Annotated in this window: 25 protein-coding genes; 16 read left to right on the top strand and 9 right to left on the bottom strand. The window is 64.8% G+C overall.

Features of this window, described 5'->3' with window-relative positions; genetic code table 11:
* Nucleotides 1-8: 8 nt before the first annotated feature.
* Nucleotides 9-1,625, top strand: coding sequence for a citramalate synthase (gene cimA / locus QAZ47_RS26510; protein ID WP_278231322.1), 1,617 nt, complete (start codon nucleotides 9-11; stop codon nucleotides 1,623-1,625).
* A 460-nt stretch (nucleotides 1,626-2,085) separates the two neighbouring features.
* Entirely contained in the window at nucleotides 2,086-3,015 is a 930-nt protein-coding gene (rarD, locus tag QAZ47_RS26505; RefSeq protein WP_278231320.1) for an EamA family transporter RarD, read from the top strand.
* 11 nt (nucleotides 3,016-3,026) lie between these two features.
* On the opposite strand, the gene QAZ47_RS26500 is transcribed toward rarD, so the two are convergent.
* Nucleotides 3,027-4,022, bottom strand: coding sequence for a transporter (locus QAZ47_RS26500; RefSeq protein WP_278231319.1), 996 nt, complete (start codon nucleotides 4,020-4,022; stop codon nucleotides 3,027-3,029).
* A gap of 293 nt (nucleotides 4,023-4,315) precedes the next feature.
* Here QAZ47_RS26500 and QAZ47_RS26495 point away from each other — a divergent pair, with 293 nt between their 5' ends.
* Nucleotides 4,316-5,287 carry an MBL fold metallo-hydrolase gene (locus tag QAZ47_RS26495; protein ID WP_278231318.1) on the top strand — a complete coding sequence of 324 codons (972 nt, stop codon included), beginning with the start codon at nucleotides 4,316-4,318 and terminating at the stop codon, nucleotides 5,285-5,287.
* A gap of 31 nt (nucleotides 5,288-5,318) precedes the next feature.
* Entirely contained in the window at nucleotides 5,319-5,780 is a 462-nt protein-coding gene (locus QAZ47_RS26490; protein WP_278231317.1) for a tetratricopeptide repeat protein, read from the top strand.
* A 67-nt stretch (nucleotides 5,781-5,847) separates the two neighbouring features.
* Here QAZ47_RS26490 and QAZ47_RS26485 read toward each other — a convergent pair whose 3' ends face one another.
* The gene (locus tag QAZ47_RS26485) at nucleotides 5,848-7,044 is read right to left on the bottom strand and encodes an IS256 family transposase (protein ID WP_278203704.1); all 1,197 of its coding nucleotides are present in this window, start codon (nucleotides 7,042-7,044) and stop codon (nucleotides 5,848-5,850) included.
* Nucleotides 7,045-7,482: 438 nt separating this feature from the next.
* On the opposite strand from QAZ47_RS26485, the gene QAZ47_RS26480 reads away from it, so the two are divergent.
* A complete protein-coding gene (locus QAZ47_RS26480; RefSeq protein WP_278231316.1) occupies nucleotides 7,483-7,938 on the top strand; it encodes a DoxX family protein in 456 nt (151 codons plus the stop codon).
* Here the strand turns inward: QAZ47_RS26480 and QAZ47_RS26475 are convergent.
* A complete protein-coding gene (locus QAZ47_RS26475; protein ID WP_278233879.1) occupies nucleotides 7,922-8,128 on the bottom strand; it encodes an SDR family oxidoreductase in 207 nt (68 codons plus the stop codon). The genes QAZ47_RS26480 and QAZ47_RS26475 overlap by 17 nt on opposite strands.
* Nucleotides 8,129-8,137: 9 nt before the next feature.
* On the opposite strand from QAZ47_RS26475, the gene QAZ47_RS26470 reads away from it, so the two are divergent.
* Nucleotides 8,138-8,320, top strand: a complete 183-nt coding sequence (locus QAZ47_RS26470; RefSeq protein ID WP_278203701.1) for a hypothetical protein — start codon at nucleotides 8,138-8,140, stop codon at nucleotides 8,318-8,320.
* Nucleotides 8,321-8,545: 225 nt separating this feature from the next.
* Nucleotides 8,546-9,400 carry a hypothetical protein gene (locus QAZ47_RS26465; RefSeq protein ID WP_278231315.1) on the top strand — a complete coding sequence of 285 codons (855 nt, stop codon included), beginning with the start codon at nucleotides 8,546-8,548 and terminating at the stop codon, nucleotides 9,398-9,400.
* Nucleotides 9,401-9,441: 41 nt separating this feature from the next.
* Here the strand turns inward: QAZ47_RS26465 and QAZ47_RS26460 are convergent, their stop codons facing one another.
* Complete coding sequence (locus QAZ47_RS26460) at nucleotides 9,442-9,732, bottom strand: muconolactone Delta-isomerase family protein (protein ID WP_278231314.1); 291 nt, start codon at nucleotides 9,730-9,732, stop codon at nucleotides 9,442-9,444.
* Between the two features lie 118 nt (nucleotides 9,733-9,850).
* On the opposite strand from QAZ47_RS26460, the gene QAZ47_RS26455 reads away from it, so the two are divergent.
* Nucleotides 9,851-10,735 carry a LysR substrate-binding domain-containing protein gene (locus tag QAZ47_RS26455; RefSeq protein ID WP_278231313.1) on the top strand — a complete coding sequence of 295 codons (885 nt, stop codon included), beginning with the start codon at nucleotides 9,851-9,853 and terminating at the stop codon, nucleotides 10,733-10,735.
* Between the two features lie 139 nt (nucleotides 10,736-10,874).
* On the opposite strand, the gene QAZ47_RS26450 is transcribed toward QAZ47_RS26455, so the two are convergent.
* Nucleotides 10,875-11,486 carry a TIGR00730 family Rossman fold protein gene (locus QAZ47_RS26450; RefSeq protein WP_278203695.1) on the bottom strand — a complete coding sequence of 204 codons (612 nt, stop codon included), beginning with the start codon at nucleotides 11,484-11,486 and terminating at the stop codon, nucleotides 10,875-10,877.
* A gap of 119 nt (nucleotides 11,487-11,605) precedes the next feature.
* Here QAZ47_RS26450 and QAZ47_RS26445 point away from each other — a divergent pair, with 119 nt between their 5' ends.
* The 7 genes from QAZ47_RS26445 to QAZ47_RS26415 all read left to right on the top strand — a co-directional run bounded on the left by QAZ47_RS26445 (nucleotide 11,606) and on the right by QAZ47_RS26415 (nucleotide 19,145).
* Nucleotides 11,606-13,057 (top strand): LysM peptidoglycan-binding domain-containing protein, encoded by a 1,452-nt coding sequence (locus QAZ47_RS26445; protein WP_278231312.1) that lies wholly within the window; start codon nucleotides 11,606-11,608, stop codon nucleotides 13,055-13,057.
* Nucleotides 13,058-13,277: 220 nt separating this feature from the next.
* Nucleotides 13,278-13,598, top strand: a complete 321-nt coding sequence (locus QAZ47_RS26440; protein ID WP_278203693.1) for a metalloregulator ArsR/SmtB family transcription factor — start codon at nucleotides 13,278-13,280, stop codon at nucleotides 13,596-13,598.
* A 25-nt stretch (nucleotides 13,599-13,623) separates the two neighbouring features.
* On the top strand, nucleotides 13,624-15,507 hold the full coding sequence (locus QAZ47_RS26435) for an ABC transporter ATP-binding protein/permease (protein ID WP_278231311.1): 1,884 nt from the start codon (nucleotides 13,624-13,626) through the stop codon (nucleotides 15,505-15,507).
* A 248-nt stretch (nucleotides 15,508-15,755) separates the two neighbouring features.
* The gene (locus QAZ47_RS26430; RefSeq protein ID WP_278076417.1) at nucleotides 15,756-16,097 is read left to right on the top strand and encodes an antibiotic biosynthesis monooxygenase; all 342 of its coding nucleotides are present in this window, start codon (nucleotides 15,756-15,758) and stop codon (nucleotides 16,095-16,097) included.
* Between the two features lie 149 nt (nucleotides 16,098-16,246).
* Nucleotides 16,247-17,503, top strand: coding sequence for a DUF4375 domain-containing protein (locus tag QAZ47_RS26425; RefSeq protein ID WP_278231310.1), 1,257 nt, complete (start codon nucleotides 16,247-16,249; stop codon nucleotides 17,501-17,503).
* Between the two features lie 124 nt (nucleotides 17,504-17,627).
* Nucleotides 17,628-18,326, top strand: a complete 699-nt coding sequence (locus QAZ47_RS26420) for a phosphatidylserine decarboxylase (RefSeq protein ID WP_278231309.1) — start codon at nucleotides 17,628-17,630, stop codon at nucleotides 18,324-18,326.
* Between the two features lie 75 nt (nucleotides 18,327-18,401).
* Complete coding sequence (locus QAZ47_RS26415; protein WP_278207950.1) at nucleotides 18,402-19,145, top strand: phosphatidylcholine/phosphatidylserine synthase; 744 nt, start codon at nucleotides 18,402-18,404, stop codon at nucleotides 19,143-19,145.
* 66 nt (nucleotides 19,146-19,211) lie between these two features.
* Here the strand turns inward: QAZ47_RS26415 and QAZ47_RS26410 are convergent, their stop codons facing one another.
* Complete coding sequence (locus QAZ47_RS26410) at nucleotides 19,212-21,434, bottom strand: AMP-binding protein (RefSeq protein WP_278231308.1); 2,223 nt, start codon at nucleotides 21,432-21,434, stop codon at nucleotides 19,212-19,214.
* A 306-nt stretch (nucleotides 21,435-21,740) separates the two neighbouring features.
* The gene (locus QAZ47_RS26405) at nucleotides 21,741-22,148 is read right to left on the bottom strand and encodes a 4-oxalocrotonate tautomerase family protein (protein ID WP_278231307.1); all 408 of its coding nucleotides are present in this window, start codon (nucleotides 22,146-22,148) and stop codon (nucleotides 21,741-21,743) included.
* A gap of 111 nt (nucleotides 22,149-22,259) precedes the next feature.
* On the opposite strand from QAZ47_RS26405, the gene QAZ47_RS26400 reads away from it, so the two are divergent.
* Nucleotides 22,260-23,114 (top strand): LysR substrate-binding domain-containing protein, encoded by an 855-nt coding sequence (locus QAZ47_RS26400; protein ID WP_278231306.1) that lies wholly within the window; start codon nucleotides 22,260-22,262, stop codon nucleotides 23,112-23,114.
* Between the two features lie 152 nt (nucleotides 23,115-23,266).
* Here the strand turns inward: QAZ47_RS26400 and QAZ47_RS26395 are convergent, their stop codons facing one another.
* On the bottom strand, nucleotides 23,267-24,169 hold the full coding sequence (locus tag QAZ47_RS26395; protein WP_278233878.1) for a DMT family transporter: 903 nt from the start codon (nucleotides 24,167-24,169) through the stop codon (nucleotides 23,267-23,269).
* Between the two features lie 64 nt (nucleotides 24,170-24,233).
* Nucleotides 24,234-25,121, bottom strand: a complete 888-nt coding sequence (locus QAZ47_RS26390; protein ID WP_278231305.1) for a DMT family transporter — start codon at nucleotides 25,119-25,121, stop codon at nucleotides 24,234-24,236.
* Between the last annotated feature and the right edge of the window lie 138 nt (nucleotides 25,122-25,259).

The following is a 25,259-nucleotide window of genomic DNA, read 5'->3' as shown; positions in this document are numbered from 1 at the left end:
TTACTTCCATGACAAAGCAACGCCTCTATCTCTTCGACACAACCCTCCGCGACGGCCAGCAGACGCCGGGCATCGACTTTTCCGTCGAGGACAAGATCGCGATCGCCAAGCTGCTCGACGAGTTCGGCATCGACTATGTCGAGGGCGGCTATCCCGGCGCCAACCCGACCGACACCGCATTCTTCCAGCAGAAGCGGACGGAAAGTGCGAAATTCGTTGCCTTCGGCATGACCAAGCGGGCAGGGGTCTCGGCCTCAAACGATCCAGGGCTGGCTGCGCTGTTGCAATCGAAGTCGGACGCCATCTGCTTCGTCGCCAAGAGCTGGGACTACCACGTGCGCGTCGCGCTCGGCTGCACCAACGAGGAGAACCTGGAGTCGATAAAAGTCTCGGTCGAGACGGCGGTCGCTTCGGCCAAGGAAGCGATGGTCGACTGCGAGCATTTCTTCGACGGCTTCAAGGCCAACCCCGATTACGCGCTGGCCTGCGCCAAGATCGCCTATGAAGCCGGCGCGCGCTGGGTGGTGCTGTGCGACACCAATGGCGGCACGCAGCCTTCGGAAGTGCGGGCAATCGTCGAGAAGGTGATCGCCGGCGGCATCCCGGGCGACCACCTCGGCATCCATGCCCATGACGACACCGGCCAGGCTGTGGCGAATTCCCTTGCCGCCGTCGAGGCCGGCGTGCGCCAGATCCAGGGCACGCTGAACGGCATCGGCGAGCGCTGCGGCAACGCGAATCTCATCTCCATCGTGCCGACGCTTTCGCTGAAGCCGGCCTTCGCCGACCGCTTCGAGACCGGCATCTCAGCCGCGGCGCTGACCGGCATCTCGCGGCTCTCCAGGGCCTTCGACGAGTTGCTGAACCGCGCGCCGGAAGCGCAGGCGCCCTATGTCGGAGCGTCGGCGTTTGCCACCAAGGCCGGCATCCATGCCTCTGCGCTCGCCAAGGAGCCGGCGACCTATGAGCATGTACCGCCGGAAGCCGTCGGCAACCGCCGCCGCGTCATGGTTTCCGACCAGGGCGGCAAGGCCAATTTCCTGGCCGAGCTGAAGCGGCGCGGCATCGACGTGCCGAAGGATGATCACCGGCTCGACGCGCTGATCGCGGTGGTCAAGGAGCGCGAGGCCGAGGGCTATGCCTATGAAGGCGCCGACGCCTCCTTCGAATTGCTCGCCCGCAAGATGCTGCACGGCCTGCCGGAGTTCTTCAACGTCACCTCCTTCCGCTGCATGGTCGAGCGCCGCTTCGACGCCAACGGCAATCTGAAGACAGTGTCCGAGGCGATCGTGAAGGTGATGGTCGACGGCGAGGAGAAGATGTCGGTGGCCGAAGGCCACGGCCCGGTCAACGCGCTCGACATCGCGCTGCGCAAGGATCTCGGCAAATATCAGAGCGAGATCGTCGATCTCGAGCTCGCCGACTTCAAGGTGCGTATCCTCAACGGCGGCACCGAGGCCATCACCCGCGTTCTGGTCGAATCGCACGATTCCACCGGAGCCCGCTGGTGGACGGTCGGCGTGTCGGAAAACATCATCGACGCCTCCTTCCAGGCGCTGATGGATTCGATCGTCTACAAGCTGATGAAGAACCGCGAGATGGCCGGGCTGGTGGCGGCGGAGTAGAGCTCCTTTCTTCGCCTCCGCGAAGGTGGCTACGCTATGCACACATCTTCTGTGACCGGCGTGACTGATCGGGCTGGAGGCTTGATTGCCACGTGGTTCCCCCAATCCGTCGCTGCTTCGCAGCGCCACCTTTCCCCCCTCCGGAGGGAAAGGAAGGGAGCGTTGCTGGACGAGCGCTGGCGGCAAAAGGCTTGGCGCCTTTCCTCTACCCCGTCGATCGGGGGAGAGGTGGCTCGGCGAAGCCGAGACGGAGTGGGGGTCGACCAGCGCTGCGTTGGACAGTCATGCGCCAAGCCATGCACGCTATCGCCAAAGGCCAGCCGCTTGGAAATGTGTGCATGCCGTAGCCCACTATGTGGGGCGAGGAGCGCGCGAACCCTTGAACCATCACAAAAAGTCCATTGATCCATCATAACTTTGTGATGGTCTTGGGCGATCCGCTGGGCCATAGCGTTGGGCCATGGTCACCGAAACAGCTCAGCTCGATCAAGATGCCAAGGCCCGCCGCGGCTTCCTACTGGCGCTCGACGCCTATTTCCTGTGGGGACTCTTACCCTTCTACATGAAGGCGGTAGCGCATCTGCCGCTCGCCGAGGTGATCGCCAACCGCGTCGTCTGGTCGGTGCCGATCGCCGCCTGCGTGCTGGTCTGGGCCGGCCGCACGGCCGATTTCAAGGCCGCGATCCGCACGCCGAAGAGCATCGCCATGGCGGCGCTGACGGCGGTGCTGATCTCGATCAACTGGGGCATCTATGTCTGGGCGATCGCGGTCGACCGCACCGTCGAGACCGCGCTCGGCTATTACATCAACCCGCTGGTCAGCGTCGTCGTCGGCGCCGTGCTGCTCGGCGAGCGGCTCGACCGCCTGCAGATCGCGGCGGTGGCGCTGGCCGCGATCGCGGTGGCGGTGCTCACCGTGGAGGCCGGCAAGCTGCCCTGGGTGTCGCTGGCGCTCGCCTTCTCCTTCGCCGCTTACGGCTTCTTCAGGAAGACGCTGCCGATCGGCCCGAGCCAAGGCTTTCTGCTCGAAGTGCTGCTGCTCTCGGTGCCGGCGCTCTGCTACATCGCCTATCTGATCGCCACCGGGCAGGACCATTTCGTCTCCAGCAGCGCAAAAGACACCGCGCTGCTGATCGGCTGCGGCCCGATCACGGCGGTGCCGCTTCTGCTCTTTGCCTTCGGCGCCAGGCTGCTGCGCCTCTCCACCATCGGCATCATGCAATACATCGCGCCGACCATGGTGTTCCTGATCGCCGTGCTGATCTTCGACGAACCGTTCGGCACCATCCAGGCCATAGCCTTCGCCCTGATCTGGACGGCGCTGGCCATGTATAGCTGGTCGATGTTCAGGGGCCGCGAGGTCCGACAGCCGGCTCCCGCGACGAGGTAGGGCATTCGCCCTCAAACCCGCCCCAGTCGCCGCACGATCATATAGACGATGCCGGCGATCACGACCGACATCGCCGTCACCACCCAAAAACCCATCGGCGTGTCGACCAGCGGCAGCCCGCCGACATTCATGCCGAACAGGCCGGAGACGATGGTCATCGGCAAGAGCACCGCCGTCATCACGGAAAGGATGTAGAGCAGCTGGTTCGACTGCTCGGTCAGCTTCGCCATCAGCTCGTCCTGCAGGAGCCTGGTTCGCGCCTGCAATTGCTCGCCGTCGTGATGCAGCGTGTGCGCCCGGTGCGACAGGCGTGTTGCCATGTCGTTGATCGGGTCCGGCAGGTCGTCGCGGTGCGAATGGTCGAGATGGCGGAAGAGGTTGGTGAGCGTCGCCATCTGCCGATGGATGATCACCAGGTGTCGGCGCGCGTCGACCAGGGCTTGCCGTTCGCTGTGCCAGGCGTCGCAGACGATGCGGTCCTCGATGCCGTCCAGCGTGTCGCCCATCTTGTCGAGCTCGCCCGACATGCCGTCGAGCGACTGGCCCATCACCGCCTCGATCAGCTCGGCCGGCGAGCGGAATCTGCGCGTGCCGCTCTCGACCAGCTTGCGGATCTTGTCGACCGACTCCAGCGGCTGCTTGCGGGCGCCGATCAGCATCGTCTCGTTGAAGGCGAAGCGGAAATGCGTGAGCCCGCGCGCCTCGGCGAAGTCGTGCCTGAGGTCGGGCAGATCGCCGTAGAGGAAGTCGTCCTCGAAATCGATGTGACAGCCGTGGCTGGGCGACAGGAAGGCCTCGCGCACAGCAGCCGGCAGGGCCTGCTCGGCGGCGATCTCGTGGCGGGCGCGCATGTCGGTGATCTGGTAGCTGCGCCACGTCCAGAGCGCCTCGGCGGGGTCCTTGGTGCGCAAGCCCTCGGCGGTGAAATGATAGATGAAGAACAGCCCGTGCTCGTCGGGCAGATAGGGCGAGAGGTCGGTGCCTTCGTTGGGGACAGCGATGTTCATGGCGGCTTCGCCGGTTCTTGATGCGGTCGGGTCGCGGGGGCGGCCAGGCAGCGTTTCTAGCATGCGCAACCCCGCTCGCGTGTGACAGTTCGATGACGGCCGGCGCTCCGGCGGTCTCGTTTCCGATTGCGTGCTTTTCAAAAAATTCTCCCGCGCCCCGGGAATAAAGCCCGGGCCTTCCGGGTCTTGCCGTGTAGCGAGGCGAACCTTTCTCGGGCCTCGCGCCGTCAGCTCGGAGGAATGCCCACGCCCGGGGAACCACCGCTACACGCAGTCACTAGAGGAGACTTCTGATGTTCAACATGACACGCCGTATGGTGCTCGGATCCGCCGCCGCCGCGGCCGCCTTCGGCATTGCCGGCAGACTGGAATTCGCGCCGGCCGCTCACGCCGAAACCCCGGTCGAGCCGCTGGTCGGCTTCTACAAATACAAGGTGGGCTCGCTCGAGGTCACCGCCGTCTATGACGGCATCTGGCGCAAGCCCCATGACCCGGCCTTCATCAAGGACGTTTCGGTCGACGACACCAAGGCCGCTCTCGCCAAGGCCGGGCTCACCACCGATTTCATGCCGATTCCGCTCACCGTCGTCGTGCTCAAGATGAACGGCCGCACCATCATGATGGATGCCGGTTCCGGCGTCGGCCAGTGGCAGGCCAACGCCACGCATCTGCCGGCCAACATGAAGGCCGCCGGCATCGACTACAAGGCGATCGACACCATCATGATCTCGCATTTCCACCCGGACCATGTCTGGGGCCTGATGGAGAAGGGCACCAACGCGCCGGTATTCCCGAATGCCGAGCTGATCGTCAACGCCGCCGAATACGATTGGTGGACCGACCCCAGCCGGCTCGCCAAGCTGCCCGAAGGCCGCAAGCCGGCGGGCAAGCGCATCGCCGAAAACTTCCCGAAGTGGAAGAACTGGAAGCTGGTCGAGGACGGCACCGAAGTGGTGCCCGGCATCCGCATCATGGCGGCGCCGGGCCACACGCCCGGCCATGCCGTCTATCATGTCGATGCCGGCTCCGAGCAGTTTCTCGTCTCGGCCGACACCATGTACGTGCCGGCGCTGCTGGCGCCGCATCCCGAATGGCAGGGCGCCTACGACCAGGACGGGCCGATGGCTATCGCCACGCGCCACAAGGTCATCGACCAGGTGATCGCCGACAATGTCCGCATCTGCGGCTCGCACTTCCCGTTCCCCGGCACCGGCAGCTTCGTCAAGGACGGCAATGCCTACGCCTTCACCCCAACCCAGATCTGAATCGGATCCTTAACAGAAAGAGCCAACTCCCATGAAACATGCACTTTTCGCGGTGCTCGGCGCCATTGCGGTGCTGACCGCGGCCCCGATCGCCATCGCCGTGCCGGCCTATGCCGTGGACGACATCGAAGGTGCCGACGCGCCGGACCTGACGGCAGTGAAGGCCAAGATCGACGCCAAGGACTATAAGGGCGCGCTGGCCGAGCTGCGCGACCTTGCCCAGGACAACCAGCAGGCCGACGTCTACAACTTGCTCGGCTTCACGCTGCGCAAGACCGGCGACTACCAGACCTCGCTGACCTACTACGCCAAGGCGCTGGAGCTTAAGCCGGACCATAAGGCGGCGCATGAATATCTCGGCGAGCTCTATGTCGAGACCGGCGACATGGCCAAGGCCAAGGAGCAGCTCGCCTCGCTGCAAAAGCTCTGCCCGGCCGGCTGCGAGGAGCTTTCCGATCTTGAGCAGGCCATCGACACCAAGGTGACGAAGTAGGCTGTATGCCCTGATCCTCGCGGTTGTGTGCGTCAAGTTCTGCAAAAAGGGGCGGCCATGAGGCTGGTCATGCGGCTTGGCGCAGAGCGAGCTTCTTGTGCTCGCGCAGGTCGTCCATGTTGATGTAGCGGTTGGCCTCCATCCAGTTTTCGTTGGTTTCGACGGCCAGCGCCCTGACCAGGCGCAGGCAGCTTTCGGCGTTGGGAAAGATGCGCACGACATAGGTGCGGCGCCTGATCTCTTCGTTGAGGCGTTCCAGCATGTTGGTCGACTTCAGGTGCTTGTGGTGCTGGCGCGGCAGGCGAAAGAAGGTCAGCGTGCGCTCGATGCTCTCCTCCACCCACGTCGTCAGCCGCGGATAGCGGCCCGACCATTTGGCCAGCCACGCGGCGAGATCGGCCTTGGCCTCGGCGAGATCGCGCCGGTCGTAGAGCCATCTGAGCTCCTGCAGGCAGTCGTCGCCGTGCTTGCGCGGCAGGTGATCGAGCGCGTTCCTGAGGAAGTGCACGTAGCAGCGTTGCCAGGCCGCTTCCGGAATCACCTCGCCGATCGCCGCGACCAGACCGGCATGGTCGTCGGACACGACCAGTTCGACGCCCCTAAGACCGCGCGCCTTGAGCGCCACGAGGAAGTCCTTCCAGGCCGAGCGGCTCTCGCGATTGGCCATCTCCACGGCCAGGATCTGGCGCCGCCCGTCCCAGTCGATGCCGACCGCGATCAGCACCGCCTGGCTCATGACGATGCCGGCCTCGCGCACCTTCTCGTAGCGGGCATCGAGCACGAGGTAAGCAAAGGGCTCTTGAAGCGGGCGCTCGGCAAAGGCCTTCAGGCTTTCGTCCAGCCGTTTGTTGATGGCCGAGATCGACGAGGCCGAGAAGGCATGCCCGCACAGCTCCTCGGTGATCGCCTTGACCTTGCGGGTCGACACGCCTTGCACGTACATCTCGGCAAGCGTCGCCACCAAGGCCCGCTCGGAGCGCTGGTAGCGCTCGAACAGCTCGGTGGAGAAGCGCCCCTGCCGGTCCTGCGGAACCCGCAGCTCCAGCTTGCCGACACGGGTGACAAGCGTGCGGCCGTAATACCCAGAGCGATAGCCGAGCCGCTCCGGTGTCCGTTCGCTCTTCGAAGCGCCCAGCGCCTCGTCCATCTCGGCCTCGAGGACCTCCTGCATCACTGCGCGGATCACTTCGTGCAGCCCATCCGGGTTCGAAAGCAGAATGTCTTTGACGGCAGCTATGGCGGATTTATCTTCGATCTTGGTCATGGTGGCGTTCCTTCGCGGGAATCAGGTGACGTGAACAATCACCAGCCTGCCATGACCGCCCTCTCTCAGCGAATTTGCAGAACTCTCAGCACACTACCATCCTCGCTCCTCCAAGTGGGACAAGTGGTGAGGCAGCTATCGGCGAACGCCTGCGCCGCCCCTCATCCGCCTGCCGGCACCTTCTCCCCGTATAGTGACGGGGAGAAGGGAGCCAGTCGCGCGCCCTTGGCGCCTTCTTGCCACGTTGGCGATTGGCGAAACCGTCGATGAGAGCGCCCCTCTCCCCGTCACTATACGGGGAGAGGATGCCGGCAGGCAGGTGAGGGGCGGCGCTGCGCTTGGGGGAATCGTCAATGCGGTCGCCTTGTTCCCGTAAAGGTACGGTCTCGGGCAACGTCTCGAAATTTCTCCTGACGAACAATCCTATTGGAGCCGACCATGACACCGACCGAACTTGCCGAAAAGCTTCGTGCAAAGGACGCGGTCCTGCTTGCCGGCCGCCTGCTCCTGTCCCTGATCTTCGTGCATGAAGGGCTTGAACTCGCGACCCATTTCGAGGGCGCTCAGAAGGCGATGGCAGCCCTCGGCGTCGGCACGCCGCTGCTTCTTGCCACCATCGCTCTGCAGCTCGGCGCCGGCCTGTCGGTCGCGCTTGGCATCCTGGCGCGGCTCGGCGCGGTAGCGCTCGGCCTGTTCTGCCTGGTGACGGCAAGCCTCTTCCACACCAACTTCGCCAGCCAGAACGAGCTCCTGCATTTCGAAAAGGATTTGGCGATCGCAGGCGGCATGTTCATCCTGGCGCTCGCCGGTTCCGGCAGGCTGTCGGTGGATGGGGCGCTGGCCAGATACGGGAAAAGCCTGCCGGTTCGAGGGGCCATCACAACACACTCGTAATCCGGCCATCTACCAAGAGCGTCTGTCCCGTCACGAAGCTCGCCGCGTCGGACGCCAGGAAGACCGCTGCACCTGCGAGTTCTTCCACGTCGCCCCAGCGCCGCACCGGCGTGCGGCCGGTGAGCCAGTTCGAGAATGTCTCGGGCTTGGTTCGCATTCGGGAATCTGCTGCAGTGGCTCGGCAGCCAATGGGGGATCAATGCTCAAGTGGGGCGCTATACTCGGCATCGTCGGCTTCCTCGGCGGTTTCGTCGGACCGGTCATCTTAACGCCGGAAGCAAACCAGGGACCGCTGCTCGGCATCTTCATCACCGGCCCGCTCGGTTTCGTCCTCGGCCTCGTCGTGGGCTTCGTCCTGCGGTTGCTGCCTGGCCGCCGCTAGGTCTCCGCAATGCGCTGCTTGTCCTCGGGGCAGCCTTCCAGACCTGGCGGCGATTCCAGCAGAACGAGCATGGCGAGGCGCGTTTAGCAGGGCTGCGGCTGGCGTTGCCGTCGATTGCCTGGCTCTCGGTCAACGCAATGCGGAACGCCTGGCCGTGAGATCTGGGCGGCGGCTCCTTGAACTGGCAAGATGGCCTGACCTACTGATGCGGACGAGGATTGGGCGATGACGTTGCTTCAGTTCCATGTCACCGGCGAACAAATCTCAAACGACGAAACCGAGGAGGTCATTCGCGAGGCGGAGCCGCATCGCGGCCTGGTGCGCTATCGCCCCGACGGCGGTGAGCTGTTCGTTCATGCGCGGCTGAACATGGCGCTCCTGCGGGCGGCCGCCTCGCTGCCGGTCCTGCTCCTGAAGATCACTCCGCGCGCAAACGAATTGACGCCGCGCGACGCCCTGCTGACCCCCAAAGGGTCGGTTCGGAACTACGCCTTCCTCGAAAGGCTTTGCGGGGATCTGGCAACCACCGGCTGCCCTGCCTGCTACCTGGCAGAGCGGCATGGCGAGGGGCGCCGGGATTTCTATTTCACAACGGAGGATGTCGCTGGCTTCGAGCGGATAGCCCGCGCGGCGGCCGAGGCCTCGGCCTTCCCGCTCGCCATCGAACAGCATTCACTGGCAGCGGTTGCGCCGCTCATTCTTCCTGCCGAGGCGATCGGTGACCTCGGCCTTGAAGTCGCCGCCGACGCCCGCGTCCGGCCGACGCGCTTCGAGTTCTGGGGCGCGGAACCGTCCCTCGCAAAGTTGCGCGCCGAGCTCGAAAAGCGCGGCTATCGGTTCCTTGGGCTGGAGACGTTTTCGCGTGAGCTGCGCATGGCGAAGAACGTGCCGATCGATGGTGAGAGCTTCGGAGCGGTGTTGAGGGAGATCGTTCCGTTGGCGCGGTCGCTGCAATGCAGCTATTGCGGCACCGAGACCGTCGAGGGCCACGAACAGTTCCTGCTCACGCGTCCTCTGCCTGAACGTTATGGCGGCGCGGGGCGAGGCGGCTTTTTTCGGTGCCTCTTCGGTGGCTCATAGGTGCTGCCGGACGAGCGGCAGCACCGATCTCCATGCCGGTCTCAGCGCTTCGGCCCGAAGCCGGGGTAGGGGTTGAGCGGCACGATTGCCGCGATCTCCATCATGCCGGCCTCGACCAGCGGCAGAGTGGCGAGATGGCCGCGCACCTCCTTGTCGTCGGCCGCCTCGAACATCATGCCGCTGCCGGGAATATCGCCGCGGTTCCAGATCTGGCGCACGGCGCCCTGCGCATAAAGGGTCTTGCGTTGCTCGGACTCATTGGGAAGCAGCGGCGCGAAATCGGCGTCGCTGAACTTCTGGGTGTTGCGGGCGAGAAGGGCAAAGAACTGCATGGCGGTCTCCTTGTGGCCGGTTGATGCGAGGAGATATCGCGCCGGCTGGTCAGACTGTCCAAGACTGATTAGGCTAAAGTTCAGACCTGTTAGGACTTGAAGCCAAAGGGGCAAAAAAATGCTCGACCTGCGCCAGGTAAGATATTTCGTCGCCGTCGCCGAGGCCGGCAATGTCGGCCGCGCGGCCCAGCAGCTGCACATCTCTCAATCGCCCTTGAGCCGGCAGATCATGCAGCTCGAAGAACAGATCGGCGTCACGCTCTTCGAGCGGGCGAAGCAGCGCGTCCATCTCAACGCCGAAGGCAGGGCTTTCCTGGCGGAGGCCCGCACGCTGCTCGCCAATGCCGCGAGGCTGGAGGAGCTCGGCCGCAACCTTGCCAGCGGCGCCGCCGGCAGCCTTGCCATCGGTTATGTCGAGGGCGCGGTGCATGCCGGGCTGATCGCCGTCATGCTCAGGGAATTCCGCCGCGAGCGGCCGGATTTCCATCTGCAATTGCGCAGCCGCCGCACGGCCGCGCAATTCGAAGATCTGCGAAGCCGGGCGCTCGACCTCGGCTTCGTCTATGCGCCGGCCCCGAAGAGCGATCCGGACCTGGACAGCATGCTGGTGCGGCGCGAACCGCTGGTGCTCGCGATCCCCGAGGGCGATCCGCTTGCAGGTGTCGCCGACATCCAGCCCAGCCATCTCGACGGCCGTGTCTGGATCACCGTCGTGCGCCAGCCCGACGACACCAACCGCGCGCAGTTTCTCGCGGCCTGCGTCGAGGCCGGCTTCGTGCCCGACATCGCCTATGAGACGGCCGATCCGTTGACTTCGCTCGGCCTTGTCAGTGCCGGCCTCGGCCTGGCCACCGTGCAGGAAAGCCTGCGCGACGCGGTGCCGGCCGGCATCGTCTTTCGCGATATGCCCTGGTTCAAGCGCAGCGTTGAAATCCATCTCGCCTGGCGCCGCAATGATCGGAGGGCGGTGATTGGGGATTTGAGGAAGGCAGTAGGGGAGTAGGGGAGTAGGGGAGTAGGGGAGTAGGGGAGTAGGGGAGTAGGGGAGTAGGGGAGTAGGGGAGTAGGGGAGTAGGGGTACCTCATCAGCCGGCGGTCACCCACATACTCCCTTACTCCCCTATTGCCTTACTCCCCTAGACCTACATCTTGTCTATCACCGCCTGCACGCCTTCCGTCGGCGCATCCACCGACGAACCCGCCACCATGATGGCGGCGACGATGGCCTCGGGGTCGTTGACCACCAGCGGCTTGACCCTATGTGCGGTATGGATGAAGCCTTCGCCCGACATGTGCTCGATGAGCGAGAGCATTGGGTCCCAGAAACCCTTGATGTTGGCGAACACGATTGGCTTGCGGTGATGCCCGAGCTGCGCCCAGGTCATGATCTCGACGATCTCCTCGACCGTGCCGATGCCGCCCGGCAGCGCCACGAAGGCATCGGATTTCTCGAACATCCTGTGCTTGCGCTCGTGCATGTTGTCGGTGATCAGAAGCTCGTCGAGCTTGTCGAGGGCGGTCTCGGTCGCCTCGCGGTTGATCAGGAAGCGCGGGATGATGCCGGTCACCTTGCCGCCGGCCTTGAGCGCGCCTTCGGCGACAGCGCCCATGATCCCCTTGGTGCCGCCGCCATAGATCAGGCGCAGACCGGATTTCGCCAGCGAGCGGCCGAGCAGATGGCCAGCCTTGACATAGGCCTCGTCGCGGCCCGGAGACGAACCGCAATAGACGCAGACGGATCGAATCGTGTTCATGGCAATGATTGGTGATGGGGACGGTTGGCGCGGTCAAGCCCAAGGACGGGCTTTTTCTTGTGAGCTTGCCGAAAACACGCTAGACCGGCGTTAGGTGGCTAAGGGGGCAGTAAAAGATTATGGCTATCAATCCTTCCAAGGCGTTTTTGTTCGCGGCGGGCGGCGTTGCCGTCGTCGCGGCGGTCGCCTACGGGTCGGGCGCGCTCGACCCCTACATCAGCAAAGAGAAGCCGGCACAGGTCGCGGCACTTCCGCAAGCGGACACCAGGCCGGCTGAATCCAACAGCACGTCCACCGAGGCGCGCCTGCCGCAGGCGCCGGCCAACACGATGGCCCCGGCCAACAAGATGGCGCCCGCCAACAATGCAATGGCCCCGGCCAACGACGCGACGGCCCCGGCGGCATCCGCGCCGGCCGCCCAGGCGCCCGCCGCCGGTCCGATATTGCCGACTTTCGACGTCGTGCGTGTCGAAGGCGACGGCTCGATCGTGGTGGCCGGCAATGCCGCGCCCAACGCCAAGGTCGAGATCCTGAACGGCGGGACGGTGCTCGGCTCGACCGATGCCGGCCCCGACGGCGCCTTCGCCATCGTGCTCGACGATCCGCTGAAGCCGGGCGACTACACGATCACGCTGCGCGCCACCGCCGGCGGCGTCACCGTCGCCTCGGCGCAGACCGCCGTCGTCTCGGTGCCGCAGAGCCCGACCGGCCAGGTGCTGGCGATGGTCGAGGAGCCGGGCAAGCCGTCCGAACTGATCACCGTTCCGCAGCCGGAGGCCAAACCGGCCGCGCCGGCCGCCGGCCAGGCTGCCGCTCAGGCGCCGGCTGGTGGCGCAACAGCGCCGGCGGCGTCCACCGCGGCGCCAGCCACTCAGGCCCCGGCCGCCACCGGCCAGGCTTCCGCCCCGGCAACGCCGGCGCCCGCGGCCGCCGCGGGCGAACCCAAGATTGCCGTCGAGGCAGTCGAGATCGACGGCAGCAAGATCTACGTTGCCGGCACGGCCGATCCCGGCCGCAAGGTCCGAGCCTATGCCGACGACATGCTGCTCGGCGAGGCCAAGACCTCGCCCGATGGCCATTTCCTGATCGAGGCGAAGCGCGACATACCCGTCGGCAACTACACCATCCATGTCGACGGCCTTGCCGATGACGGCGTGAAGGTCGTCGCCCGCGCCGCCGTGCCGTTCGAGCGCGAGCCAGGCGAGTCGATCGCCGCCGTCGCGCCCAATGAGGCCAAGCCCGCCGGGGCCAAGCCTGCCGCCGAGGCGCCGGCCAAGGTCGCGGAAGCGACACCTTCGGCCGGTGCGGCCGAGACGGTCGCGCCCAAACTCGAGCATGCCGACGGCTCCGTCATCATCCGCCGCAACGATACGCTCTGGCGCATCTCGCGGCGGGTCTATGGCCACGGCACGCGCTTCTCGACCATCTACCTCGCCAATCAGGACCAGATCCGCGATCCCGATCGCATCTGGCCCGGCCAGGTCTTCAAGGTCCCCGGCAAGTCGAAGGAAGGCGAGCCTGCCGACATGAAGGCCATGGGCGACCAGATGACCATGCCGAAGACGGAGTAGGGCGCCAATCTCCCCTCTCGAGGGGGAGATGGCCGGCAGGCCAGAGGGGGTCCTCGCGCATGGAGCGCCGGCATCCTCTGCGACAGGCGATCTCGGCGATCTATGTGAGACGACCCCTCTGTCGCCTTCGGCGACATCTCCCCTCAAGGGGGGAGATTACCGGTGCTACCCGTCCGCCTAGCTTGCCCTCCCATCGCTCATCGTCTATCGCCGATGAACGATGATCGAATCCCTGTCTGAAAACCGCGCGCTCGACAGCCGCGCCATCGCCGCGCGGTTTGCCGCACTCTCGCATCCCGCGCGCATCGAGATCCTGAGGCATCTATCGGCCAGCCGCTGCTGCTCCTGCCGCGAGGTGGTCGACCATCTCGACCTCGCACAGTCGACCGTTTCGCAACATCTGAAGATCCTGGTCGAGGCGGGGCTGGTCCGCTTCGAGCCCGACCGCCAGCGCTCGCGCTATGCGGTCGACCACGCCGCGCTCGCCGGCGTTTCCGGCTTGCTCGATCAACTCGTCAACTCCTGCTGCTTCAGCCGCTGACCCTCTCACCCAAAAGGCAAGACTAGTGGCCGACAAGACCGTCTCCGCCGAATCCGGCACCCTCACCACACTGCGCAACCTGTGGCCCTATATGTGGCCGGCCGACCGCGCCGATCTGAGAGCCCGCGTCACCTGGGCGACGCTGCTGCTGGTCGTCGCCAAGCTCACGCTGGTCGCCGGTCCCTATTTCTTCAAATGGGCGACCGATGCGCTCGCCCACGGCTCGAAGACGCCGCCGCCTCTGCCTGCCTTCATGCTGGCGCCGGTGATGCTGGTCGTCGCCTACAATGTGCTCAGGCTGGTGCAGCTTGGCTTCAACCAGCTGCGCGACGCGCTGTTTGCCCGCGTCGGCCAATATGCGGTGCGCCAGCTCGCCTTCCGCACCTTCGTCCACATGCATCAGCTGTCGCTGCGCTTCCATCTCGAGCGCCGCACCGGCGGTCTGTCGCGCATCATCGAGCGCGGCACCAAGGGCATCGAGACGATCGTGCGCTTCGTCATGCTGAACACGGCGCCGACCATCCTCGAATTTGCGCTGACGGCCGGCATCTTCGCCTACACCTATGGCTGGAAATATGTGGCCGTGGTGGCGGTCACCGTTTGGATCTATGTCTGGTTCACGGTCAAGGCCAGCGATTGGCGCATCTCGATCCGCCGCGACATGAACGACAGCGACACCGACGCCAACACCAAGGCGATCGACTCGCTTCTGAATTTCGAGACGGTCAAATATTTCACCAACGAGCGCATGGAGGCCGAGCGCTTCGACCGCTCGATGGCGCGCTACGAGATTGCGGCCACGAAGACCTGGACGTCGCTCGGCTGGCTGAACTTCGGCCAGGGCTTCATCTTCGGTCTCGGCACCGTCATCGTCATGTGCATGTCGGCGCTGGAGGTGCAGGCGGGCACGCAGTCGGTCGGCGATTTCGTCTTCATCAACGCCATGCTGATGCAGCTTTCGGTCCCGCTCAACTTCATCGGTTTCATCTACCGCGAGATCCGGCAAGGCTTGACCGATATCGAACACATGTTCGACCTGCTCGACGTGCCGCAGGAGATCGTCGACAAGCCGGACGCCAGGCCGCTTAAGGTCGGCCCCGGCAAGGTCGAATTCCGCGATGTGCACTTCTCCTACGATCCGAACCGCAAGATCCTGAAAGGCGTCTCCTTCGAGGTGCCGGCGGGCAAGACGGTGGCGATCGTCGGTCCTTCGGGCGCCGGCAAGTCGACCATCTCCAGACTGCTCTTCCGTTTCTACGACGTCCAGGGCGGCCAGGTGCTGATCGACGGCCAGGACATCCGCGATGTCACGCAGGAAAGCCTGCGCGCCGTGCTCGGCATGGTGCCGCAGGACACGGTGCTCTTCAACGACACCATCGCCTACAATATCCGCTACGGCCGGGTCGGCGCCAGCGAGGAGGAGGTGCGCAAGGCCGCCGAGCTCGCCCAGATCGGGCCGTTCATCGCCAAGCTGCCCGAAGGTTATCGCTCGATGGTCGGCGAGCGCGGCCTGAAGCTGTCGGGCGGCGAGAAGCAGCGCGTCGCGATCGCCCGCACCATCCTGAAAGCCCCGCCGATCCTGATGCTCGACGAGGCGACCTCGGCGCTCGACACCCAGACCGAGCAGGAGATCCAGGCGGCGCTCGACCTCGTCAGCAAGGGCCGCACCACCATCGTCATCGCCCACCGCCTGTCGACGGTGATCTCGGCCGACGAGATCATCGTGCTCAAGGATGGCCAGATCGCCGAGCGCGGCACCCATGCGGCGCTGCTCGCCAGGCACGGCCTCTACGCCTCGATGTGGGACCGCCAGCGCGAGGCCACCGAAGCCGAGGAGCGCCTGCGCATCGCCCGCGAAAGCGACGAGCTGGGGGTTATTGTGCGGCGGAGGACGTCGGAGGTGAGCTGAGGCTTCTCCTTCTCCCCCTGTGTGAGAAGGTGGCCGCGAAGCGGCCGGATGAGGGGTGTTCCAGCGGAGTGAGACGCTGGCGTTCCCTGGAACACCCCTCATCCGTCTCGGCGCTTCGCGCCGATCCACCTTCTCCCACAAGGGGAGAAGGGAAGGACAAATTCCCCTTGACCTCAACCTAGCTTGAGCTTGCAAACCGTCTCCGAGCCCCTGCGAAGCAAGCCTTCCAAGAACGGAGACAGATCGAAATGAGCAATAAGAATCAACGCGATGGCAGCGTCTTTCGGGTCGACAAGTTCGTCGTCCCGGCGTCGGCGCGCGACGAAATCCTGAGCAAGGTCTTCATGACGCATGAATTGCTGCGCCAGCAGGAGGGCTTCGTGCAGGACTTCCTGCTCGAGCAGTTTTCCGGCCCGGGCGAATTCAACATCGTCACCATGGTCGAATGGGAAAGCCAGGCCGCGGTCGACAAGGTGGTGCCGATCGTCAAGGCCGCCCACGAGCGCATCGCCTTCAGCCCGCAGGAAACGATCGCCCGCCTCGGTGTCAAGGCCGACATCGCCAACTATCAGCGCGTGCCGGAGGTGTAAGGCTCATTTAGCGCTACGACGCCCAGCGCCTGTCTGGCGCGGGCGTCGCCCACTCTATCCCGGCAGATGAGCTGGGGGTTTTATCCTCAACGACAACTGATATTGTCTGGGCAGAATAAAAACCGGTCTTTGAACTACGGAAACATTCGATGTTTGGCTTTTTCTCGCGCAAGTCCAAGGGGGCGTCCGAGAAGACACCGCCCGTTTCCCAAAACAAAGGAGTCGACCTGCCCGTACCTCTGATTACAGTGTCTCGTTCGAAGGTCGAGAAGGCCAGTGAGAGGCCTTTTGACCTAGTCTTAGCAGTCATGCAATTCGCCGTGACGATGATTTCCAAAGGGCTCTATCGTTATCCGGAGATCAACCCTAAGGCGATGCAGGTCTTTCACACGGATTGGTATTCCTCTGAAGTAAAGAACGGCGGCCATAGTCAGTTCATTCACAATGCCGCCAGGGAAATCGACACCATGATTGCCAACGCCAGAGCTGGACTCAACGCTTGCGGGGCAAAGGGGCAGTTGGCGACTTTGGAAAAAATGTCAGCTTGGGTTGCCAAACATCCCGACAAAGCGGCGACGCAAACAGGCTTCGAAGGTGGTCGCGACGATTTCCTTGATACGCTCGATGATGCGTTCTACGAAGCAGACGAAGCCGCGCCGCTGGACAGTTTGCTCGCGCGCTGGATCACTTCTTGGCCCGATCTGCAAATTGTCGATGATGACGACTACGACGACGCAATCGATCGACTAGTGCTGTCCAACCCCCAGCGGGAAGGCAGGCTTCTTCACGAGTCTGTCGGCAAACTGGTGCGCCAGATGTTGAGCGAGCGCGAGGTCGGCGCCGGTCTCGCCTGCGCAAAGATATCTCCATCGGAAATCAAACTGGCGTTTGGTATGGCAAGGATGCTGGATGTCGAAGGCGAAAAGCAGATGGTCTTCCAACTGCGCACCAGTGCCAAAGAGCTTCGGCTATGCGCCGCAACAAAGACACGCGTCGCCGTTCATGAACATATCGCCCCTGAAGACCCTCCCACCATACGCCCGGGTGAGAACCCATTCGCGGCCAACGCGCCGCGAGTCGGTGTCCAGCTTGGACGTGCCGAAGCGACGGAGGTCAACACGGTCATTGAATTGGCCGAGCAGTACCATGCTCCAGTCGCCGTCGACTTGCTGTTGCGCAAAGCCGGGTTCGACCCTGCGGATGCCATTGTTTCAGCGAACTCGGTGGTGCAAACGGCGGAAGGGCCAGTCGTGAATTGGGTGGTGCTGGCGTCTGGCCGGGCCTTCCTTTTCCTGTCTTCGCCGAATGGCGGTGTGCTCTTGCGTGGCAAGGATGATGAAAGGCTCGCCGAGGCTGCTATGCTTGAACTCAACGAGCACTTTCATCGCTCCGCCGCCGCAGCGTAGGTTCCTGCTCACGTTTCGCAGTATCTGCCTCAAGCCGACCATCCCATCTCCCCATTGTTGCGTTGCGGGGAGGGGGGCTTTCGGCTATTGAGGCCGGACCTGAAACAGGGACCGCCCCAGCCTTATGACGCTTCTCGATACGATCAAGAATACGTTCGTTCCGATCCATCGCGAGGGCTATCCCTTCATCGCCGCCTTCGGCGCGGCCACGTTGTTCCTCGGCTATTTCTCCTCGATCCTGTTCTGGGTCGGGCTGATCCTCACCGGTTGGTGCATCTATTTCTACCGTGATCCCGAGCGCGTCACGCCGGTCGACGACCGGCTGGTGGTGAGCCCGGCCGACGGCGTGATCTCGGCGGTCGGCCCGGCCGTGCCGCCGAGCGAGCTTGGCCTGGGTTCCAGCGAGATGACCCGCATCTCGGTGTTCATGAATGTCTTTTCCTGCCACATCAACCGCGCGCCGGTCCGCGGCAGGATCACGCGCATCGAGCATCGTCCCGGCAAATTCCTCAATGCCGAGCTCGACAAGGCAAGCTCGGAAAACGAACGCAACGGTCTGGTCATCGACAGCCCCAACGGCACGATCGCCGCCGTGCAGATCGCCGGACTGGTGGCGCGCCGCATCGTCTGCTGGGCCGAGCAGGGCGGCTCTATCGGCACTGGCGAGCGTTTCGGGCTGATCCGCTTCGGCTCGCGCGTCGACGTCTTCCTGCCGGTGAACGCCGTGCCGCGCGTCGCCGTCGGCCAGACGGCGGTGGGTGGCGAGACCGTGCTTGCCGAATTCGGCGGCATCGCCGTGACGCCGTTGGTCAGGGTTTCCTGAACGGTGGGCGCGCCCTTCAAGAAATTCGAAGCCCACGCCAGCGGCGGCCCGCGCATCCGCGAGATTCCGATGCGCATGGTGCTGCCCAATCTGGTGACCGTGCTTGCCATCTGCGCAGGCTTGTCCGGCATCCGCTTCGCCTTCGAGGACCGCTTCGAGCCGGCCGTGGTCATGGTGCTGCTCGCCGCCTTCCTCGACGGCATCGACGGGCGTCTCGCCCGCATGTTGAAGGCGACCTCGAAATTCGGCGCGCAGATGGATTCGCTGGCCGATATCGTCAATTTCGGCGTGGCGCCGGCGCTGGTGCTCTATGCCTTCCTGCTCGATCGCGCCGGCTCGCCGGGCTGGATCGCGGCGCTCCTCTTCACCATCGCCTGCGGCATGCGGCTCGCCCGCTTCAACGTGCTTGCCGACGACACCGACCAGCCGGCGTGGCAGACTGAATATTTCGTCGGCGTCCCGGCGCCGGCCGGCGCGGTTCTCGTCATGTTGCCTCTCTATCTCTATTTCCTGCGGCTCGGCCTGGAGCCCAGCCGGCCCGCGGCCTTTGTCGCCACCGGCTTCACCGTGCTCGTCGCTTTCCTCTTGGTCAGCCGGCTGCCGGTCTATTCGGGCAAGAGCGTCAAGGTGCCGGGCGACAGGGTGCTGCCGGTGATCCTCGGCGTCGTGCTCTACATCCTGCTGCTGATGGCCTATCCCTGGTACACGCTGACAGCGTCGGTCGCCGGCTATCTCCTGTTCCTGCCGTTCTCGGTCCGCGCCTATTCGAAGCGGGCCATGCGCGAAGGGGAGAAGGTTCCGCCTTCGGACATCGGGTAGCATCCTCGTCAATCCTAGGGCGGAGCGACGCGAAGCGGAGCGCAGACCCTAGGATGACGAACCAACCTACGCCGCCACACCCAACCCCAGCCGGTCGATCGCCAGCTTGCGCGCCGAAACATAATCCGTCTTGCCGGAACCCAGCACCGGGATTTCTTCCACCTTGATGATGTCGTTCGGCACCATCAGCTCCGCCGCGCCCGCCTTCTTGCCGAACTGACGCAGCTCCTCCGCGCTGGCGTGGTCGGCCGTGGTGACCAGCACGATGCGTTCGCCGCGCCGCTTGTCGGGCACCGCCACCGCCGCGTGGCGCTCCTCAGGCCACAGCGACTGCACCAGCATCTCGACGGCGCCGAGCGACACCATCTCGCCGGCGATCTTGGCGAAGCGCTTTGCCCGCCCGCGAATGGTGATGAAGCCGTCGCGGTCGACCGAGACGATGTCGCCGCTGTCGTGCCAGCCTTCGAGTGGTTGTAATTCGCCGGGGCGGTCGGCGGTCATGTAACCCATCATCATGTTCGGCCCGTCGAGCCACAGCCGGCCGGCGTCGCTGATGCCCTCGACCGGCTCGAGCTTCATGCGGATCGCCGGCAGCAGCCGCCCGACCGTGCCGTCGCGATTGTGTATAGCGGTGTTCACCGCCACCACAGGCGCCGCCTCGGTCAGCCCGAAGCCCTCGATGATCGAAGCCTGGAAGCGGTCGCGGTAGGTGCGGCGCGTCTCCGGCTTCACCGCCTCTGCGCCGGCCACCACGAAGCGCAGGCTGGAGAAGTCGCCGTCCTTGGCGGTGCGGGCATAGTTGGCAAGGAAAGTGTCGGTGCCGAACATGACGGTCGGCTTCACCTTGCGCGCGATCTCCGGAATGATCTTGTAGTGCAGCGGCGAGGGATAGAGGAACAGTTTCACCCCGGTCACCAGCGGCAGGATCGTGCCGCCGGTCAGCCCGAAGGAGTGGAACACCGGCAGCACGTTGAGCAGGATGTCGGACGGCGAGATCGTGACGCGCGCCTCGGCCTGCATGGCGTTGGCGTAAAGATTGCGGTGCGACAGCACCACCGCCTTCGGCGTGCCTTCCGAGCCCGAGGTGAACAGGATCACGGCCGGTTTCGACGCCTGCTGCCGCTGCAGCGGAACGCGCCAGAACAGCGCCGCCGCGACCTTGTCCAATGTCGTCACGCTTTCGCGCACGTCCTCAAGCCAGAGCATCTTCGCGCCGCCTGCCTCTACGGCGGCGATGATGTCGTCGATGCCGGCCTTTTCGATGAACGCGCGGGACGAGACCACGGTACGGATCACCGCGGTGCGGATCGCCGCCGTCACGCTCGCCGGGCCGGCGGTGTAGTTGATCATCGCGGCGACTCTGGCTGCCGACACCAATCCGACGAAGGACAGCACAACGCCATTGGCGTTGGGCAAGAGCAGGCCGACCGCCTCGCCGGGCGCCGTCACCGCCTCGAAGCGGCGGCCTAGCACACGCGCGCCGATGAACATCTTGCGATAGCTGAGCGCGCCCGAGATGACGTCCTCGATGATCGGATGCGAGGCGCCGACGCGATCCGCCGCATCGCGCATGCCGAGGAACAAGCCGCGGTCGAGATTGGTGCCGTAGAGCCGCGCTTCGGCGAAACGGTCGAACAGCGCGTTGGTGTTGGAGGCCATGTCGGGATTGCGGGCCACCAGCTCGGCGATGGTCATCGGTTCCAGCGCGCTGAGCGACAGGCGCGGGAACCAGTGGCGCGGCGCCTTGTCCTTCGGCGTCAGCGACACAGGCAGATCGCGCGAACCGGCGACGAAGATCGGCACGATGCGGGCGTCCGCCTGCATGGCGATGCGGGTGATGGCGCGGAACAGCCGGAACGACTTGGTGTCGGGCTCGACCGTGTCTGGCAGATAGACGGCAAGCCGGCCCTTGCCTTTGAGCACGCGCACCAGCCGGCGGCTGACGAAGACATGCTCGGCGTTGAAGGCGATGGTGCGGCCAAGCTCGCGCCACGGCTCCAGCCATGGCGAGCGCGCCGAGGCGTCGTCCAGAATGTGCAGCGTGTCGTCCGGAAGCAGCGATAGCATCAGCGCCGGCTCGATCCGCGACTGGTGCGAGACGACATAGATGACCGGCGTCCGCGCATTGCGGGCGATGCGGATGCGATCGTCGGCAATGCGGTAAGCAAGCTTGAACGGCACGTAGAGCAGCGCCTGGGTGAAGCGCAGGTCGAGCCGGAACGTCTCGATCACGCCGATCAAAAGCCAGGCGAAGACAAGGCCGGCAAGCAGCGCCAATGTCAGGATCATGCCGCTCTCTCCCAACGTCCTCCAGGGCGCGGCTCTTGGCGACCGCTTCGACGACAGAGGGTAGCGGAAGTGGGGGGAAGGTCAATGTGGAGGTGGCGCGGCGTCCCCTTCTCCCCTTGTGGGAGAAGGTGGATCGGCGCGCAGCGCCGAGACGGATGAGGGGTGCTGGAAGAAATGAGGCACCGGAAAGTCAAATGCTTTTAGGTACTTAAACTTGCGACGTCTCACTCCGTCCAACACCCCTCATCCGACCGAGCTTCGCTCGGCCACCTTCTCCCACAGGGGGAGAAGGGGGAGGCGTGCCCTTCACGCCGCCTTCAGCCTCGCGCTGATGAACCGGAACTCTTGGCTCTTGCCGCCATAGCCGTAGGCCGCCGCCGGCACCTCGTGCACCAGCGCGTAGCTTTCCTCATGCACGCCGCCGAGCAGGCGGCCGAAGGCGTCGAAGATCGCCTTGAGATAGGCTTCGAGCTCCAGCTTGGTGTTGGTGCCGTCGACCACCTTGATGTCGAGCCAGAAAGTGCTGGTCCCATGCTCGGCGAGTGACTTGCCGCCGGCGAACCAGTGCTGCGGGTCGATGTAGTTGACCGCGACCGCGGTGATGGTCGGGTCCTTGCGCAGATGCGTGGCCGTAATCCCGGTGATGTCCTTCGCGATTGCGGCGGAAAGCTTTGCGTCCGGCTTGCCGGTGACGCTGACATTGATGATCGGCATTTTTCTCTCCTTCGGATTTTGGCGTCGCGCATTCGATGGAAGGACCATGCCACTATCTACGTATCAACAAAATCGAATTGTTTTGGATATATACTTCGGTAATATCGAAGTATGGAAACGCTCGATCCCGATCTGCTCAAAACCTTCCTCGCCTTCGTCGATGGCGGCTCGCTGGCCAGGGCGGCGTCCGCTGTCGGCCGTTCGCCGTCCGCGGTGACGGCGCAGATGCAGCGACTGGAAGAAATCGTCGGCGAGCCGCTGCTCGTCGTGCAGGGCAGGGGGCGCGGCCTGACGCCGGCCGGCGAAGACCTTGTCGGCCATGCGCGGCGTATCCTTGCCGTCCACACCGAGGCCTGGCTGGCGCTGAAAGGGGCGCGAGCCGGCGGCCGCATCGCCATCGGCACGACGCAGGACTTTGCCGATCACGGCTTGCCGGAGCTGCTCAGGGCCTTTGCCGCCAGCCACCCGCGAGTCAGGATCGAGCTGCGCGTCGGCCGCTCCCTGGAGCTCGGGTCGGCGTTGCAGGCAGGCCAGCTCGACCTCGGGATCACCATGCGCCATGCCCCATCGCCGGATGAAGTGGCGTTGATCAGCGAGTCGATGCTGTGGCTCTGCTCGGAAAAAGGCTTGGCGACCCGGCAGGAGGCGGTGCCGCTGGCGCTGCTCGACCCCTATTGCGGCTTCAGGGAGGCCGCGCTCAATACGCTCGACGCCGCCCACCGGCGCTATCGCATCGCCGCCGGCAGCGCTAGCCTTGCCGGCCTGCGCACCGCGGTCAATGCCGGCATCGCGCTGACCCTGCGCACACAGCGCTTTGCCCATTCAGGCATCGTCGAGGCGCCGCGCGAGCTTGGCCTGCCGCCGGTGCCGGTCGCCAGCTTCGCCATCCGGCTCGGCCGGGAGGCCGACCGGCCGGCGCGCGATCTGGCCGAGCTTCTCGCCGGCGGCCTGGCACTGCCGGCCTGAAGGCGCTTTGCGCTTTCCAAAGAAAAAGCCGACCTTTTTGCGGGTCGGCTTCTAGTCGGACGGGTCGAGGGGTTTGGGGGGACTTGGGGGGTGACCCGTCGATCTAACAATGCCTGAGTCTGATGATGGTTCCGTGACCGCGAAAATAATTTTTAGGAACGCGCCGATTTCGCCTTCATCCAGTCGCGCCCGGCATGCGCGAAGACAGCGCAAAGCACGATGGCGCCGCCGATGATGCTGGCGATCGGCGGGATTTCGCCGAGGAACAGCAAGGCGAAGAGGATGGCGAAGGGTACCTCCGCCGAGCCGAGCAGGCCGGCTTCGGCGGCGGGGATGAGCCGCGAGCCTTCCGTCCACAGGATCGAGGCCAACGCGAAGGAGCAGCCGAAGGTGGCGAGCAGCACCACGTCGCGGGTCGACACGGCAAGCGGATCGGTGACGAACCAGCCGAGCACGAAGAGCAGGAAGGCGGACACCGCGCCGGCCCAGACGACGGGCGTATCGCGGAAGGCGCGCACCATGATCATGTAAAGCGCGCTGCCGGTGGTCATCAAAAGCGCCAGCCCGTCGCCGAACAGATGGCCGCTGCCGAGGCCGCCGCCCACCATGATGGCGACGCCGCAGAGCGACACGGCCGCCGCCAGCATCGTCTGCAGCCGGAATTTTTCCCGCACCAGCAGGAAAGAAAGCAGTGCCGCGATGAAGGGCGAGGTCGCATAGATGACCGCCACGTTGGCGACATAGGTGAACTTGAAGGCCGAGATGAAGGCGATGCTTGCCGCGGCGCCTTCGACCGCCAGCAGCCAGCCGCGCCAGCCGAGCCGCAGACTCTCGCGCCCGCCCGAGCGGCGCCGCCGCCAAATCACATAAAGGGTGATCAGGATCGAGCCGAAGAAACCGCGCCAGCAGGTGATGGTCAGCGGATCGGCGTGGATCGACTTGGTCAGCACGCCGGTGAGCGCGAAGGCGACGGCCGACGCCGAGACCAGCGCGATGCCGAGCGTACGCTCGGCCGCAGTATCGGCGATGCCGCCCTCGGCGAGCTTTTCCGGCATGTCGAGCGTATCCGTCATGGCACCAGACTATCTCGTTGCTGCTGACAGCTTTCTGTCATGAGCCCTAAATGCGTTTGCGGAAATGCTCGTTGACGACGATCACCAGCCCGGCGCCGATGATCAAGGCCGCGCCCATGAACACTTGCGCGCGCGGCACGTCGCCCCAGATGGCGAAGCCCAGCGCGAAGGCCCAGACCAGCGAGGTGTACTCGAAAGGCGCCACGATCGACACCGGTGCCCGCTTCATGCCCTCGAAGAGCAAGTATTGCGCGACGCCGCCGAGCGCGCCGACGCTGGCGAGAAGCACGAGCTGCAGCCCGTCGGGCATGCGCCACCAGATCAGCGCCGGCACCGCCGAAAACAACAGGAAGTAGAAATTGTTGAGCACCAGTTGGATCATGGTGCGCTCCTGCATCGCCGTCTTGCGCAGGAGCACCACGGCAATGCCCCACAAGACGGCCGCCGCCAGCACCAGCATCACCGGCATCGACAGGCCGAGACGCGTCGGGTCGCAGGCGACGAAGACGCCGGCGAAGCCGATGAACACCGCGACCCAGCGCAGCAGCGGCACGGTCTCGCCCAGGATCACCACCGACAAAACGGTGACGATGATCGGCGCGGCGTAATAGATGGTGGTGAGCTCGGCGAGCTGCAGCGAGCGCGCGGCGTTGTAGTAGCAAAGCCAGGCGGCGAGCGTGAAAGCGCTGCGCACCAGCATCGGCCGCACGATGGGCGAGCTTGCGGTGTCGGCGAACAGCTTCCGCCCGCCGATCGCGCCGCAGGCGGCAAGGATGGTGATCGAGCGGAAGAACATGATCTGCCACACCGTCATGCCGGCGACGAGCAGCTTGATCGAGGCGTCCTGCGCCGAAAACAGGAAATAGGCGCCGGCAGTGATCAGGATGCCGGCCAGCACCCTTTCGCGGCTTTCGAGGACGACGACATCGACCATGTGTATCGGTTGCTTGCACGAAGGCGGCTCCGCCCCAACGGACCGCTGCGCCAGCTATACGGGCGAAAGCAAATGCCGCGCTGCTCCAGCAGAGCGCTAGCGTTGGGGCAGGGGTCCGCAGGGTAGACTGGTCAGGCG

The organism is Mesorhizobium sp. WSM4904 (assembly GCF_029674545.1).
Classification (GTDB): domain Bacteria; phylum Pseudomonadota; class Alphaproteobacteria; order Rhizobiales; family Rhizobiaceae; genus Mesorhizobium.
Note: the sequence above shows the minus strand (reverse complement) of the source record. Positions and strands in the feature narration are given on the sequence as shown.